This window comes from Maritimibacter sp. HL-12 (genome assembly GCF_900177545.1).
Lineage (GTDB): Bacteria > Pseudomonadota > Alphaproteobacteria > Rhodobacterales > Rhodobacteraceae > Sinisalibacter.
In genome coordinates this window covers 3135019-3149718 of sequence record NZ_FXBQ01000001.1, presented here as the reverse complement: position 1 = coordinate 3149718, position 14700 = coordinate 3135019, and the positions used below count along the sequence as shown (strand labels likewise).

At 65.4% G+C, this 14700-nt stretch carries 13 protein-coding genes; 8 read left to right on the top strand and 5 right to left on the bottom strand.

Features of this window, described 5'->3' with window-relative positions:
• Position 1 precedes the first annotated feature (1 nt).
• Positions 2-277, bottom strand: coding sequence for a hypothetical protein (locus B9Y97_RS15565; protein ID WP_085527604.1), 276 nt, complete (start codon positions 275-277; stop codon positions 2-4).
• Positions 274-3060 (bottom strand): [protein-PII] uridylyltransferase family protein, encoded by a 2787-nt coding sequence (locus tag B9Y97_RS15560; protein ID WP_085527603.1) that lies wholly within the window; start codon positions 3058-3060, stop codon positions 274-276. Before B9Y97_RS15560 ends, B9Y97_RS15565 begins: the two co-directional genes overlap by 4 nt.
• A 199-nt stretch (positions 3061-3259) precedes the next feature.
• Between B9Y97_RS15560 and B9Y97_RS15555 the strand changes: the two genes are divergently transcribed.
• From B9Y97_RS15555 to ilvN, 8 genes are all read left to right on the top strand, one after another.
• Positions 3260-3748 carry a GFA family protein gene (locus B9Y97_RS15555; RefSeq protein ID WP_085527602.1) on the top strand — a complete coding sequence of 163 codons (489 nt, stop codon included), beginning with the start codon at positions 3260-3262 and terminating at the stop codon, positions 3746-3748.
• Positions 3749-3757: 9 nt separating this feature from the next.
• Entirely contained in the window at positions 3758-4234 is a 477-nt protein-coding gene (locus tag B9Y97_RS15550) for a YbaK/EbsC family protein (protein WP_085527601.1), read from the top strand.
• A 114-nt stretch (positions 4235-4348) separates the two neighbouring features.
• Entirely contained in the window at positions 4349-4825 is a 477-nt protein-coding gene (locus B9Y97_RS15545; RefSeq protein WP_085527600.1) for a DUF2852 domain-containing protein, read from the top strand.
• Between the two features lie 55 nt (positions 4826-4880).
• Positions 4881-5381 (top strand): DUF2852 domain-containing protein, encoded by a 501-nt coding sequence (locus B9Y97_RS15540; protein WP_085527599.1) that lies wholly within the window; start codon positions 4881-4883, stop codon positions 5379-5381.
• 54 nt (positions 5382-5435) lie between these two features.
• Positions 5436-5894 (top strand): RDD family protein, encoded by a 459-nt coding sequence (locus B9Y97_RS15535; protein WP_085527598.1) that lies wholly within the window; start codon positions 5436-5438, stop codon positions 5892-5894.
• A gap of 160 nt (positions 5895-6054) precedes the next feature.
• Positions 6055-6894 (top strand): arginyltransferase, encoded by an 840-nt coding sequence (locus B9Y97_RS15530; RefSeq protein WP_085527597.1) that lies wholly within the window; start codon positions 6055-6057, stop codon positions 6892-6894.
• A 292-nt stretch (positions 6895-7186) separates the two neighbouring features.
• A complete protein-coding gene (locus B9Y97_RS15525; protein WP_085527596.1) occupies positions 7187-8941 on the top strand; it encodes an acetolactate synthase 3 large subunit in 1755 nt (584 codons plus the stop codon).
• A gap of 14 nt (positions 8942-8955) precedes the next feature.
• Positions 8956-9522: an acetolactate synthase small subunit gene (gene ilvN / locus B9Y97_RS15520; RefSeq protein WP_085527595.1), complete on the top strand. Its 567-nt coding sequence runs from the start codon at positions 8956-8958 to the stop codon at positions 9520-9522.
• A 13-nt stretch (positions 9523-9535) separates the two neighbouring features.
• Here the strand turns inward: ilvN and B9Y97_RS15515 are convergent, their stop codons facing one another.
• The 3 genes from B9Y97_RS15515 to B9Y97_RS15505 all read right to left on the bottom strand — a co-directional run bounded on the left by B9Y97_RS15515 (position 9536) and on the right by B9Y97_RS15505 (position 14167).
• Entirely contained in the window at positions 9536-9826 is a 291-nt protein-coding gene (locus tag B9Y97_RS15515; RefSeq protein ID WP_085527594.1) for a hypothetical protein, read from the bottom strand.
• A gap of 315 nt (positions 9827-10141) precedes the next feature.
• The gene (locus B9Y97_RS15510; RefSeq protein ID WP_085527593.1) at positions 10142-10435 is read right to left on the bottom strand and encodes a hypothetical protein; all 294 of its coding nucleotides are present in this window, start codon (positions 10433-10435) and stop codon (positions 10142-10144) included.
• A 9-nt stretch (positions 10436-10444) separates the two neighbouring features.
• Entirely contained in the window at positions 10445-14167 is a 3723-nt protein-coding gene (locus B9Y97_RS15505; RefSeq protein ID WP_085527592.1) for a vitamin B12-dependent ribonucleotide reductase, read from the bottom strand.
• Positions 14168-14700: the final 533 nt, after the last annotated feature.

Here is a 14700-nt window from a genome sequence, read left to right as displayed (position 1 = left end):
CTCAGTCTGGGCGACGCCCCCTTGCGCCGCCACGCCGCCCGGACGGGCGCGCGGCTCCGCTGAGCCCGTCGCGCAGCACCGCGCTCATCGGGTGGTCGGGATCCTTTCCGCCATAGGCCGCGAGCAGCGCTTCGATCTCGCTGGCCTCGCTGCCTTCGGGGCGCGACAGGGCCCAGTCGAAAAAGATCGCCCGGCACTCCGGCGTGCCGATCCCCTCGATGTTGTAGGCCTCGGCGATCAAGCCGCGCGGATCGAACTCGTGGTAATCCATCTTCATGCCTCCCCCGGCAAGCGCCCCAGCGCCGCCTCTATTGCCTGCCGCGCCGCCTCGGCGCTGCGGTCCACCGCGCGGGTGAGCGCCTCGGCGCTGTCCATGCCGGTTTCCCGCAAGAGAAATTCGCGCCCGCCGGTGCCGATCTGCGCAAGATCGAGCCCGTTCTCGGTGAGCAGTTTGCCCGCCGCCTGCATCTGCCACAAGAGATCATAGGCCGCGAGCATCGCCTCGGCCTCCGCCGCCGCGAGCCAGCCGATCTCGACGCCCCTCCGGATCTGGCCCGCCACGTCACGCGGGCAATCCTGCGCCAGAACAGCGGCGCATTGCGCCACCAGTTCGATATCCTGCAACCGGCCCGGGCCGACCTTGGCGGCCAGCGGTCCGCCCACGCCCTTGGCCTCGGCAATGCGCGCGCGCATCTCGACCACGTCGCGGATCGTCTCCGCCGCGTCGCGGGGCCGCTTGAGCACCTCGGCGCGCACCGCCTCGACATCGGTGCCGATCTCCATCTTGCCGGCCACCGGGCGGGCGCGGGTCAGCGCGAGGTGCTCCCATGTCCAGGCCTCGTCGCGCTGGTAGGCGGCGAAGGCGTCGAGGGCCGTGGCCACCGGACCCTGCCGGCCGGAGGGCCGGAGCCGCATGTCGACCTCGTAGAGCTTGCCTTCCGGCATCGGCGCGGTCAGCGCGGTGACCATCGCCTGCGTCAGCCGGGCATAGTAGGGCCGCGCGGCGAGCGGGCGCGGGCCGTCGGACTCGTCGACCCCGTCGGGATCGTAGATCACGATCAGGTCGAGGTCGGAGGTCGAGGAAATCGTCCGCGCGCCGAGGCTGCCCATGCCGATCAGCACCGCACCACGCCCCGGCGGGGGGCCGTGCTTGGCGGCGAACTGGGTCACCACCACCGGCCAGAGCGCGCCCAGCACCGCTTCGGCCAGATCGGAATACTGCGCCCCGGCCTCGCGCCCGGTCACCAGGCCGCGCAGGTGATGCACCCCGACCCGGAAATGCCATTCCTTCAGCCAGCGCCGGGCGGTGTCGAGCTGGGCCTCGTAATCGCTGTCAATCTCGTCGAGCCGGGCGGCGAGATCGTCGCGCAGCCAGGGCAGCCCGGGCCAATCGGCAAAGAAATCGCCGCCGATCACCGCGTCGAGCACCTGGGAGTTGTGCCCGAGATAGACCGCGAGCGCGGGCGCGGTGGCGGCGATATCGACGATGAGATCGACCAGCGCCGGGTTCGAATCGAACAGCGAAAACACCTGCACCCCGGCGGGCAACCCGCGCAGGAAGGCATCGAACTGGACCAGCGCCTCGCGCGGCCGCGCCGCCTTGTGCAGCCGCGACAGGATCTCCGGCTTCAACCGCTCGAAAATCCCTGCCGCGCGGGCCGAGCGGCAGGCCGGGTAGCTGCGCCAGCGGTCGACGATCTCCTCGTCATCGCTGTGCAAGACCGGAACCGCCGTCACCCGTTCCTCGGGCGCAAAGAACCCCTCGGTCAGCCCGTGCACCTCCTCCAGCGCCTCGCGCAACCGGGTGCGCCAGGCCGCCACGTCATCCTCGCCCGACATGTTGACGATCCGGTGAAACTCCTCGGGGGTGCCGGGCAGCTTGTGGGTCTGGGCGTCGCGCACCATCTGCACCCGGTGCTCGATCTCGCGGTGGCCGCGGTAATGCATCGTGAGCACCTCGGCGACGTCCTCGGGCACCCAGTTGCCCCCGGCGAGCGCGGCGAGGCCGGGCACGGTGGCGCGCAGGCGCAGGGCGGGGTCGCGCCCGCCGGAGATGAGCTGGCGGGTCTGGGTGAAGAACTCGATCTCGCGGATACCGCCGCGCCCGAGCTTGATGTCGTGGCCCTCCAGCGCGATCGGGCCGCCCAGCCCCTTGTGCGCGCGGATGCGCAGGCGCATGTCGTGGGCGTCCTGGATCGCGGCGAAATCGAGATGCTTGCGCCAGACGAAGGGCGTGAGCCGGTCGAGATAGGCCTCACCGGCCGCGAGATCGCCCGCCGCGGGGCGCGCCTTGATGTGCGCCGCCCGCTCCCAGGTGCGCCCGAGGCTCTCGTAATAGGTTTCCGCCGCCGCCATCGCCATGATCACCGGCGTCACCGCCGGATCGGGGCGCAGGCGCAGATCGGTGCGAAAGACATAGCCCTCCCGCGTCATCTCCGAGAGCGTGGCGCTCATCCGGCGGGTGGCGCGGATCAGGCTGGCACGCGCCTCGTGAAAATCGTCGCGCGCGTAGCGGCTTTCGTCGAACAGCATGATCAGGTCGATGTCGGAGGAATAGTTCAGCTCCCCCGCCCCCATCTTGCCCATCGCCAGCGCCACCGCGCCGCCCGCCGTGGCGATATCGTCCTCGCTGGCCCCGGGCAGCTTGCCGCGCGCGATCTCGCGGCCGACGTGATACTTCAGCGCCCGGTCGGTGGCGAGATCGGCAAACCGGGTGAGCGCGCCGGTGACCTCTTCGAGCGACCAGACCCCGGCGAGATCGGCCAGCCCGGTGAGCAGGGCCACCCGGCGCTTGGTCCGGCGCAGCGGATCGCCCGGATCGCCCTCGCCCTCGGGCGCGATGGCCGCTTCGAACGCGTCTTCCGGCGTGCCCGCGAGGGCCGCGCGCAGCCAGTCGTCCTCGCGTTCCATCAAGCCCTTGAGATAGGGGCTGCACCCCGCCGCGCCGGTCAGCAGCTCGACAAGTTCGGGCGCGAGATCGGCAAAGCGCGCCGCGGCCTCGGCACCATGTTCGCGGTCGAAGGGAATGGGGCAACGGGTCATGCGCGCAGGAAAATTCATGGCCGGAGATTGCGCCGGGGCCACCGGAGGGTCAAGCAGACATGGACACGGACGGGGGCGCTGCGGGGCGTTTTTCCGTTGTGAAAACCGCAACGAATTCCGCCTGCATGACGAAGAACGCCGCCCCGGATTTGGAGGATGTGCCGAACTGGCTTAACCTCGTGGCAGCAGCGCGACACCGGATTGCGGAGGATATGCCATGACCGATCAACAGGGCGGCTGCCTGGGCGGCGCGCTCCGCTTTGCGACGACCGGAAACCCGGACTGGGTGACGGTCTGTCATTGCCGGTTCTGCCAGCGCGCGACCGGCGGGGCTTACATGGTCGAGCCGATTTTCAAGAAATCCGTGTTTCGGATCATCAAGGGCACCCCGAAAGTCTTCTCACAGGTTTCCCAAGGCAGCGGCAAGATCGTGCAGGTGCACTTCTGCCCGGAGTGCGGAACCAAGTTGCACCTTTCCTTTGAACGATATCCCGATGTGGTCGGTGTTTATGCCGGAACCTTCGACGATCCCGACTGGTTCGAGATCGAGCCCGGCAAGACCCAGCACATCTTCCTTGGTGTTGCCCGGCCCGACACAATCATTCCACCGGGTTTTCCCACCTTTGTCGAACATGCCACGACAAACACGGGTGACCGGTGCGCGCCGACGACGTATGACACGCCTTACATGATCGCAAATCGGTGAAGGGCGGAAATGGCAAAGTCGAAATCCTTGAAGCGGGTCGAGGAGGCCCTGCGCGAGGCCGGGGTGGCGGTCGACATCCTCGAAATGGCCGAGGGCACCCGCACCGCTGCCGACGCCGCCGCAGCGGCGGGCTGCGCGATCGACCAGATCGTGAAATCCATCGTGTTTCGCGGCGAGGCCGATGGCCACGTGGTTCTGTTCCTGACCGCCGGCGGCAACCGGGTGGACCAGGGCAAGGCCAGCGCGCTGGCCGGCGAGCCGCTTGGCAAGGCCGACGCGCAGTTGATCCGCGCCGAAACCGGCTTTGCCATCGGCGGCGTGGCCCCGGTGGGTCACCTGCGCAAGATCCGGGCGTTCCTCGATCCCCGGCTGCTGGATTTTGCCAATGTCTGGTCGGCAGCCGGCACCCCGCGTCACGTTTTCGCCGCTGATCCGCGCGAAATCGTCCGGATTTCTGACGCTCAAGTTGCTGATTTTACTATGTAATCAAAAATAATGTGAAACATGTTCACATTTTTTCTTGAAACCAGCGGCAACGATGACAATCTATTCGATGTGAAAGGCATTCACATCAAGATCGTTCACGAAAGGAGCAAATAGATGACTGCCACCCTCAACATCGAAGCCCGCAACCCCTCAGGGGGAGAAGGCTGGTTTCGCCGCGCCGAGGCGTGGCTCGACGACCGTGGCAAAGGTGCCTGGATCGCCGTCATGGTGCTCGGGTTCATCTTCTTCTGGCCGATCGGCCTCGCCCTTCTCGCCTACATGATCTGGAGCAAACGCATGTTCAACAAAGGTTGCAGCCACACCCGCACCGCCCACGAGGCCGAATGGACCAATCGCCGTCACGGCTTCCGCCCCTCGGGCAACACCGCCTTCGACGCCTACAAGGCCGACACGCTGAAGCGGTTGATGGACGAGCAGGAACAGTTCGAATCCTTCCTCGAACGTCTGCGCGCGGCGAAGGACCAGAGCGAGTTCGACGAGTTCATGAACGAGCGCGCCGACATGGCCCGCCGGTCCCGCACCGAGGCCGACACCTCGCAAGATCGTGACGACGACGCGCAACAGGCCTGAGCCAACCGCCGGGTTCCCGCGAGGGAGCCCGGCTTTTTCAGAGGAGACTTGAGAGATGCACGCCACGGCGACCCCTGCTGCCATCACGCCCCGCGCCGCCGCCCCCGAGCGGATGCCGGTCGCGGTCCAGATATTGTCGACGCTGATCTACGGTGCCTTCGCGATTACCGCGGTTGCGCTGGCGTTCGTGCACTTCTGGCCCGCCGGGGTCGCGCTTGCCGCCCTCCTTGGCTGGCGCGGCGGGTTCGTGCCGCAGAACTTCACCCAGATCAACGCCGACGAGATCGTCGCGCAGGTGCGCGCCCTCGGCCCCGAAGCCCGCGACCGTTCGAGCGGCAATGCCAGCTTCGATGCCTACCGCGCCGACACGCTGCGGCGGCTCGAGACCGAACAGCAGGGCTTCGAGGCTTTCCTGACCCGGTTGCGCACCGCCCGAGACCAGCGCGAGTTCGACGCGTTCATGGACGAGCGCGCCCTCACCGCCCGCAAGGCCCACACCGAACCTGACGCCGCGCCGGACGCAACCGGCGCGGATGACCACGGAGCCAAGGCCTGACCCCACCTCGCGGCCCCACACCGGGGCCGCCTTTCCCTGTCCCGGACAATTGCCATGACCCAGACCGATACCGCCCTTTGGGGCCTGCCCGACCCCGACACCCAGTCCGAGTTCTACGCCGATGTGCCGGTGAAGCGGCTGATCGCCTGGGTCGTCGATGCCCTGCTGATCTTTCTCACCGCCTTCCTGATCGCGATCCTCACCGTGGGTCTCGGCTTTTTCTTCTTCGGGTTCCTGATCCTGGTCGTTGCCTTCGTCTATCGCACGGTGAGCCTTGCCAACCGCTCGGCCACGCTGGGAATGCGGCTGGTTGCGATCGAGATGCGCACCCACAACGGCCAGCGCTTCGATCTCGCCACCGCCGCGCTGCACACGATCGCCTACCAGGTGTCGGTGTCGATGGTGGTGCCGCAGATCATCTCGATCGTGTTGATGCTCACCTCGGCCCGCGCGCAAGGCCTCACCGACCACGCCCTCGGCACCGCCGCGCTCAACATGACGGCGCGCGCCTGAGCATCCTGAGCGGCGCGGCGCGCAGGTTTACCCTCGCGCCCCTCAAACACTTGGCGCAAACGAAAACGGGTGCTAGGCTTGGGTGGCCGGGCGCTCGCGTGCTGCGGCCACTCGAGTATGTGATCACCACCTGAGCCCAACAAGAGCCGAACGCCGCCCCATGCGCCACACCTTGCCGCTCGCCCCGCAGTTTTACGTGACCGCGCCGCAGCCCTGCCCCTATCTCGCGGGCCGGATGGAGCGCAAGCTGTTCACCGCCTTGCAGGGCGAGCAGGCGCACGAGCTGAACGACACGCTGTCGAAGCAGGGCTTTCGCCGGTCGCAAAACGTGCTCTACCGGCCCTCCTGCGCCGAGTGTTCCGCCTGTCTCTCGGCGCGCATCCGGGTGGCCGATTTCGAGCCGACGAAAAGCCAGCGCCGGACCGAGAAGCGCAACGCGCACCTGATGCGTCGCACTCGCGCGCCCTGGGCCACCGAGGAGCAATACGAGTTGTTCCGCGCCTACCTCGACGATCGCCACGCCGATGGCGGCATGGCCGACATGGACGTGTTCGAGTTTGCCGCGATGGTCGAGGAAACCCCGATCCGAAGCCGGGTGATCGAGTATTCCAACGTGTCGGAAGATCATCAGCACGGGCGCGAGCTGTCTGCCGTCTGCCTCACCGACGTGCTCGATGACGGGCTCTCGATGGTCTATTCCTTCTTCGATCCGGCCCGGCGTGGCGACAGTCTCGGCACCTATGTCATTCTCGACCATATCCGCCTCGCCGCCGAGGCCGGGCTGCCATACGTCTACCTCGGCTACTGGGTGCCCGGCAGCCCGAAGATGGCCTACAAGGCGCGGTTCTCGCCGCTCGAAGTCTATTCCGGCGGGCATTGGACAGAACTGGCCGACCCGAATGCCTTCAGCGCCGATCCGCACCCGTTGTCGACCGATCCGATTGCAGAGCAGGTGGCGCAGATCACCCTGCCCGGCGCTGCCGCGGTGCCGCGGCGCTGAGCGCGCACGAGACTGTGATCCTTCCCCGAGACCGCCGCCAGGCAGAATAATCTTGCCGTAGAAAATCGCCCTGCGACACTTTATTCACGCCTTTTACCGTTGACGCCCCTTTCGCCCGCTCCTAGGGTGACGCGCGACAAAAGGAGAGCCCGGGAATGACCTGCATTCTCATCGTAGTAGTGGACGAGCGGCGCATGGGACGGTGACGTCACCCTCTTAGAGACCCATGCGCCCCCGAAATCCTCGGGGGCTTTTTTTATCGACAACGACGACGCGTGACACGGAGAGCAAGATGACACGTCAGATGACCGGAGCGAGGATGGTGGTTCAGGCCCTGAAGGATCAGGGTGTGGACACGGTATTCGGCTACCCCGGGGGCGCAGTTCTTCCGATCTATGACGAGATCTTCCAGCAGAACGATATTCGCCACATCCTCGTGCGCCACGAACAGGGCGCGGTTCATGCCGCCGAGGGCTATGCCCGCTCCACCGGCAAACCCGGCGTGGTGCTCGTCACCTCCGGTCCGGCGGCGACCAACGCGGTGACCGGGCTCACCGATGCGCTGATGGATTCGATCCCGATCGTCGTGCTCACCGGCCAGGTGCCCACCTTCATGATCGGCACCGACGGTTTCCAGGAGGCCGACACCGTGGGCATCACCCGGCCCTGCACCAAGCACAACTGGCTGGTGAAAGACACCAACATGCTGGCCGACACGATCCACCAGGCCTTTCACGTCGCCACCACCGGGCGACCGGGGCCGACGCTGGTCGATATTCCGAAGGATGTGCAGTTTGCCACCGGCACCTACATCCCGCCGCAGAAGGCACGCACCAGCCATTACCAGCCCCAGAAGAAGGGCGACATTCTCGCGATCACCGCGCTGGTCGAGATGATGGAGGAAGCCGAGCAGCCGATCTTCTACACCGGCGGCGGCGTGATCAACTCCGGCCCCGGCGCAAGCCAGCTTCTGCGCGAACTGGTCGACGCCACCGGCTTTCCGATCACCTCGACGCTGATGGGGCTCGGGGCCTACCCGGCCTCGGGCGACAAGTGGCTGGGGATGCTCGGCATGCACGGGCTCTATGAGGCCAACATGGCGATGCACGACTGCGATCTGATGATCAACATCGGAGCCCGTTTCGATGACCGGATCACCGGCCGGATCGACAGTTTCTCGCCCGGCTCGAAGAAGGCGCATATCGACATCGACGCCTCATCGATCAACAAGGTCATCCATGTCGACCTGGCGATCCTCGGCGATGTCGGCTTCGTGCTCGAAGACCTGCTGCGGATCTGGAAATCGCGCGGCCGCAAGACAAACAAGGAAGGCCTCAAGGCGTGGTGGGCCCAGATCGAGCAATGGCGCGCGATCGATTGTCTGTCTTACAACAACTCCGAAAAGATCATCAAACCGCAATACGCCCTGCAACGTCTCGAAGAGCTGACCAAGGGCATGGATCGCTACATCACCACCGAGGTCGGCCAGCACCAGATGTGGGCGGCGCAATACCTCGGCTTCGAAGATCCCAACCGCTGGATGACCTCCGGCGGCCTCGGCACCATGGGCTACGGGCTGCCCGCCTCCAACGGCGTGCAGATCGCTCATCCCGACGCGCTGGTGATCAACGTCGCGGGCGACGCCTCGATCATGATGAACATCCAGGAAATCTCGACGGCTGTGCAGTTCCGCCTGCCGGTCAAGCAGTTCATCCTCAACAACGAGCGGCTCGGCATGGTGCGCCAGTGGCAACAGCTCCTGCACGGCGAACGCTATTCGCAAAGCTGGACCGAAAGCCTGCCCGACTTCCCGAAGATGGCCGAAGCGTTCGGCTGCAAGGGGCGCACGGTCAAGGACCCGGCCGACCTTGACGACGCGATCCGCGAGATGATCGAGTATGACGGGCCGTTCCTGCTCGAGGTGCTCGTGGAAAAACACGAAAACTGCTTCCCGATGATCCCGTCGGGCGAACCGCACAACAAGATGCTGCTGGGCGATGCCACCGCAACCGACGCCATCAAGGGCGACGGCGCGGTGCTGGTTTAAGGAGGGCCGGAAAAATGGCTGCACTGAACATCAAGAAAGGCTCCTCCCGCAAATCGGCCTACGATCTGCGCGACCCGAACGCCGATGTGATCGAGCGCCACACGCTGGCGGTGATCGTCGACAACGAACCGGGCGTGCTTGCCCGGGTGATCGGGTTGTTCTCCGGGCGGGGCTACAACATCGACAGCCTTACCGTGGCCGAGGTTGACCACACCGGTCACCAGTCGCGGATCACCATCGTCACCACCGGAACGCCGGCGGTGATCGTGCAGATCAAGGCCCAGCTCGGCCGGATCGTGCCGGTGCACCAGGTGCACGATCTCACCGTGGAAGGGTTCGCCGTCGAGCGCGAACTGGCGCTGCTGAAGGTGGCGGGGCTCGGCGAAAAGCGCGTCGAGGCGCTGCGCCTGGCCGACATCTTCCGCGCCAACGTGGTCGACTCGACGCTTCAGAGCTTCATTTTCGAGATCACCGGCAGCCCCGAGAAGGTGGACGCCTTCGCCGACCTGATGCGCCCGCTCGGGCTTGTCGAGATCGCGCGCACCGGGGTGGCGGCCTTGTCACGTGGCGGCGAGGCCTGACGCCGGCGCCCGGTCAGGCAACGATGCTGAGATGGGATTCTGCCTCGCGGGTGCTGTGATAGCCCGCGAGAATCTCGCGCGGGTCGGTCGCGCCCATCGCCGATGTCACCGACAAGACATCGCGGACGTAACGGACGTCATCGCGCATTTCGACCGAAAAGGTGATCTGGTCGCCACAGTCCAACGCCTCGCGGCCGTGAGGCAAGTCCACCTCCGGCGCGAGAAAGGCGAGCGGGCCCTGGTCGTCGCACCAGATCATCCCAACCCGCGCCTCCGGATTGAACCACAGCACCAATCCCAGCATAACGCACTCCTCCGAAACCCTGCCCGCGTGACCCCGCGGTTCTTTTCAATCTGCAACGATATTAGGAGATAACCGAACCAAAAGTGCAATTCCTATTTCAAATAGAGAGCGCGTTTTCACATATGATGTGCTTTCCTATCCATTTGGATAGGAAAAAATTCTCCTAGGCAAGGGCCCGCCAAAGACCCCGCCAAAGAAAAAGGGGAGCCGTGGCTCCCCAGTTTCGCTGATAAGGCTCGTGTTTCGTACCGCCCGGTTTTCTGCCTGCGGCCTTATCCGCGGACGCGGCGAGCGCACCCGCCGCGGGTCTCTCGATCAGGCCCGTCGGGCCGTCTTGGTCGGCATCGGGATCGCCCCTTCGGTGAGGAAGTAGCCCACCCCCTCCACCGCGTCGATCTCGCGCAGGATCAGCGTGATCTGCTCGCCGGTCTCGCAGCGGAAGCCGAACCCCGTCCCCGGCGCGGCCCCCACCAGGGCCAGCGGCAGGGCAAAGGTGCCCGAGCCGTGCTGCACCCCGTCGCCGCCGGTCGAGACGATCACGCGCAGCGATCCGGCCTCGACCTCGCGGCCGTCGATAACAAAACCCCCTTCAAGATCAATTACTTGCATGTCGGCCTCTCAGCTACAGCCAGTGGTGCCGCCGCAGGTGTTGCACTTCAGGCAGGTGCCGTTGCGCACCAGCGTGTAGTTGCCGCAATCGCCGCAAGGATCGCCCTCGTAGCCCTGCATCTTGGCCTTGAGGCGGGCGTCGGCCGCGACCGTCCCGGAGCCGAGCGCAGTGGCCGCGCCGCCTCTGGTGCCGGTGCCTTTCAGCATCGTGCCGCCGGCATGCCCTTCGGCGGTTTCCGGCACCAGCGTGTGCAGCGCCTCGACCGCATCGGCCCCGCCGACCAGCGCGGTTGCCCCCGCTGCCCCGCCCTGGAACACCACGAGTTCCTGCGGCAGACGTTTGCGCAGGTAGCCGGTGGAGCTGATCTGCTTGAGCACCTCCAGCGACCGGCTCGCGGCCGTTTCGCTCATCTCCTTGATATTGCTGACACCTTCCTCTTCGCCACGGCCGATGTCGTCAAAGCTCGCGCCCTCCGGCTTGACGTGGGCCAGATCGGTGCGGTCGAGGTAGCTGACCGCCAGTTCGCGGAAGATGTAATCGAGGATCGAGGTGGCGTTCTTGATCGTCTCGTTGCCCTGCACCATGCCGGCGGGTTCGAACTTGGTGAAGGTGAAGGCGTCGACGAACTCCTCCAGCGGCACGCCGTATTGCAGGCCGACGCTCACCGCGATGGCGAAGTTGTTCATCATCGCCCGGAAGCCCGCGCCTTCCTTGTGCATGTCGATGAAGATCTCGCCGAGGCCGCCGTTCTCGTATTCGCCGGTGCGCAGGTAGACCTTGTGGCCGCCGACGGTGGCTTTCTGGGTGTAACCCTTGCGCCGGTCGGGCAGTTTCTCGCGCCCGCGTGCCACTTCCTTGATGACGATCTTCTCGATCACCTTTTCGGCCAGCACCGCCGCCTTTTCATGCGGCGAGCCCGAGGCGAGGATTTCCTCGGCCTCCTCGTCGTCCTCGACCAGCGCCGAGGCGAGCGGCTGGCTCAGCTTCGAGCCGTCGCGGTAGAGCGCGTTGGCCTTGATCCCGAGGCTCCAGGAGAGCTCGTAGGCCTTCTGGCAATCCTCGATGGTGGCGTTGTGCGGCATGTTGATGGTTTTCGAGATCGCGCCCGAGATGAAGCTTTGCGCCGCCGCCATCATGTAGATGTGCGAGTTGGTGGAGAGGAAGCGCTTGCCCTTCTTGCCGGCCGGATTGGCGGTGTCGAAGACGTGGTAATGCTCTTCCTTCAGGTGCGGCGCGCCTTCCAGCGTCATCGTGCCCACGGCATGGTCGTTCGCGGCGTCGATATCGCCCCTGGAATAGCCAAGGTGACGCAGCATGTCGAAGCCGGGATCGTTCAGTTGCGCATCGGTCAGCCCGAGGCTTTCCTTGCAGAACTCGGCCCCCAGCGTCCACTGGTTGAACAGGAAGCGGATATCGAAGGCACCGACCAGACCGGCTTCGACCTTGGCGATCTCGGCCTCCCCGAACCCTTTCTGGCGCAGGGTGCTGGCGTTGATCCCCGGCGCGTTGCCGAGAGTGCCGTGGCCCACCGCATAGGCCACGATCTCCTCGATCTGGGCCGAGGAATAGCCGAGCGCTTCAAGCCCCGCGGGCACCGAGCGGTTGATGATCTTGAAGTAGCCGCCGCCGGCCAGCTTCTTGAACTTCACCAGTGCGAAATCGGGCTCGATCCCGGTGGTGTCGCAATCCATCACCAGCCCGATCGTGCCGGTCGGCGCGATCACCGAAACCTGCGCGTTGCGGTAGCCGTGCTGTTCGCCCAGCGCCAGCGCCTCGTCCCAGCTCGCCATCGCCAGGTCGACGAGACGGGGATCGGGGCAACCGGCGTGATCGAGCGCCACCGGCTTGACCGCGAGGTCTTCATAGCCATCGGTCGAACCGTAGGCCGCGGTGCGGTGGTTGCGGATCACCCGCAGCATGTGCGCGGCGTTGCGCTGGTAGCCCGAGAAGGCCCCCAGTTCACCCGCCATCTCGGCCGAGGTGGCATAGGCGGTGCCGGTCATGATCGCGGTGAGCGCGCCGGTCATCGCCCGGCCCTCGTCGGAATCGTAGCCCAGCCCCATGTTCATCAGGAGCCCGCCGACGTTGGCATAGCCAAGGCCCAAGGTGCGGAAATCATACGACAGTTGCGCAATTTCCTTCGACGGGAACTGCGCCATCATCACGCTGATCTCCAGCGTGATCGTCCACAGCCGGGTGGCATGCATGTAGCTTTCGGCGTCGAACTTGCCGTCGTGCAGGAAGGTCAGCAGGTTCATCGACGCGAGGTTGCAGGCGGTATCGTCGAGGAACATGTATTCCGAGCACGGGTTCGAGGCGCGGATCTGGCCGTCTTCGGGGCAGGTGTGCCAGGCGTTGATCGTGTCGTGATACTGGATGCCCGGATCGGCCGAAGCCCAGGCGGCGTGGCCGATCTGCTCCCACAGGTCGCGCGCCTTGATCGTCTTGGCCACCGACCCGTCGGTGCGCCGGATCAATTCCCAGTCGGCATCGTTGCGCACAGCTTCGAGGTAGGCATCGGTGACGCGCACGGTATTGTTGGAGTTCTGGCCCGACACGGTGCCATAGGCTTCCGAATCCCAGTCGGTGTCATAGGTCGGAAACTCGATCGAGCCGTAGCCCTGCTTGGCGTAATCGAGCACGCGCTTGATGTAGTTCTCCGGGATCGCCACCTTCTTGGCGGCGCGGATCGCCGCTTTCAGGGTGTCGTTCGCCTTCGGATCGGTGGCATCGGCCTCGGCCCCGTCCCAGGTGCGGATCGCGGCGAAGATCTCGTTGAGGTGCTGCTCGTGCATCTTCGAGCCGGCCACCAGCGAGGCGACCTTCTGCTCCTCCTTGACCTTCCAGTTGATGTATTCCTCGATATCGGGGTGATCGGCGTCGACGATGACCATCTTGGCCGCGCGCCGGGTGGTGCCGCCCGACTTGATCGCGCCTGCCGCGCGGTCGCCGATCTTCAAAAAGCCCATGAGGCCCGACGACTTGCCGCCGCCGGAAAGCGGCTCGTTGGCGGCCCGCAGCGACGAGAAGTTGGTGCCGGTGCCGGAGCCGTATTTGAACAGCCGCGCCTCGCGGACCCAGAGGTCCATGATTCCGCCGTCGCCCACCAGATCGTCGGCAATCGACTGGATGAAGCAGGCGTGCGGCTGCGGGTGTTCGTAGGCCGAGGACGACCGGGTCAGCTCGCCGGACTGGTAGTCGACGTAATAATGCCCCTGGCCCGGGCCGTCGATGCCGTAGGCCCAGTGCAGGCCGGTGTTGAACCACTGCGGGCTGTTCGGCGCGGCCATCTGCGCGGCCAGCATGTGGCGCATCTCGTCGAAATAGGCGCGCGCATCGTCCTCGGTAGTGAAGTAGCCACCTTTCCAGCCCCAGTAGGCCCAGGCCCCGGCGAGACGGTCAAACACTTGCCGGGCTGAGGTTTCGCCGCCAAAGCGCTGATCTTCCGGCAGTTTTTCGAGAGCCTTGGTATCGGGCACATGCCGCTGCAGGAACGTGGGCACGCCCTTTTCCTTGACCGGTTTGGTTGCTGCCGGAACCCCCGCCTTGCGGAAATATTTCTGTGCGATCACGTCGGAGGCCACCTGGCTCCAGCCTTCCGGCACCTCGACGTTTTCCAGCTTAAACACCACCGTTCCGTCAGGATTGCGGATCTCCGAGGTCGTGGTGGTGAAGTTCAGCTCCGAATAGGCATCTGCCCCTGCCTTGGTGAATTTGCGTTCGATCTTCATGGTGCCCGTATCATCCCTTCTTGCTCGTGGCCCAGGCCGTCATTGCGGCGGCGGGCCGGTCTCATACCTCCCGATCGGGACGACGGGGCAAGGGGCGGGCGTCGGGGGAATCGATGCCCCCCGCCGACCGATCAATCGGTCACCGAAATGTGCTCCCGGATCGGGGCTGCTCGATGCTAGACTTCTATCCCTACCCGCCGAACGGCCACACTATATGTTGTGGCTCGCCGACCGACTTGCACAAACTGGCGTAGGTTTGATGAAAGATCAACGAAGAATTTTTTGGATTTTTGCTTGACGAACCGGCCCTCTCAGGCACCCCCGAGTCGGCTTGCGCACCGGGAAACGGAAGGCTTCCGCGAAGCTCTCGATTTTTCAGGCGTTTCCCCCGGAATGCTCGCGCCTTGGATGAGGCGGAGCGTCACGCGGGTGTTACACGAGGTTTTCGCGCGAGCGCGGCAGAGGGGCAACAGGCAAGCGCCTCGATGTTTGATTTGCACAAGAATCGGACAGGAACCGCACTACATATGGAT

Excerpts from the sequence above, each read along its gene's own strand:
- B9Y97_RS15540 (WP_085527599.1), top strand. The coding sequence starts at position 4,881 with ATGCACGCCACGGCGACCCCTGCTGCCATCACGCCCCGCGCCGCCGCC.
- B9Y97_RS15535 (WP_085527598.1), top strand. The coding sequence starts at position 5,436 with ATGACCCAGACCGATACCGCCCTTTGGGGCCTGCCCGACCCCGACACC.
- B9Y97_RS15550 (WP_085527601.1), top strand. The coding sequence starts at position 3,758 with ATGGCAAAGTCGAAATCCTTGAAGCGGGTCGAGGAGGCCCTGCGCGAG.
- B9Y97_RS15515 (WP_085527594.1), bottom strand. The coding sequence starts at position 9,826 with ATGCTGGGATTGGTGCTGTGGTTCAATCCGGAGGCGCGGGTTGGGATG.
- B9Y97_RS15525 (WP_085527596.1), top strand. The coding sequence starts at position 7,187 with ATGACACGTCAGATGACCGGAGCGAGGATGGTGGTTCAGGCCCTGAAG.
- B9Y97_RS15530 (WP_085527597.1), top strand. The coding sequence starts at position 6,055 with ATGCGCCACACCTTGCCGCTCGCCCCGCAGTTTTACGTGACCGCGCCG.
- B9Y97_RS15545 (WP_085527600.1), top strand. The coding sequence starts at position 4,349 with ATGACTGCCACCCTCAACATCGAAGCCCGCAACCCCTCAGGGGGAGAA.
- B9Y97_RS15505 (WP_085527592.1), bottom strand. The coding sequence starts at position 14,167 with ATGAAGATCGAACGCAAATTCACCAAGGCAGGGGCAGATGCCTATTCG.
- B9Y97_RS15555 (WP_085527602.1), top strand. The coding sequence starts at position 3,260 with ATGACCGATCAACAGGGCGGCTGCCTGGGCGGCGCGCTCCGCTTTGCG.
- B9Y97_RS15565 (WP_085527604.1), bottom strand. The coding sequence starts at position 277 with ATGAAGATGGATTACCACGAGTTCGATCCGCGCGGCTTGATCGCCGAG.
- B9Y97_RS15560 (WP_085527603.1), bottom strand. The coding sequence starts at position 3,060 with ATGAATTTTCCTGCGCGCATGACCCGTTGCCCCATTCCCTTCGACCGC.
- B9Y97_RS15510 (WP_085527593.1), bottom strand. The coding sequence starts at position 10,435 with ATGCAAGTAATTGATCTTGAAGGGGGTTTTGTTATCGACGGCCGCGAG.
- ilvN (WP_085527595.1), top strand. The coding sequence starts at position 8,956 with ATGGCTGCACTGAACATCAAGAAAGGCTCCTCCCGCAAATCGGCCTAC.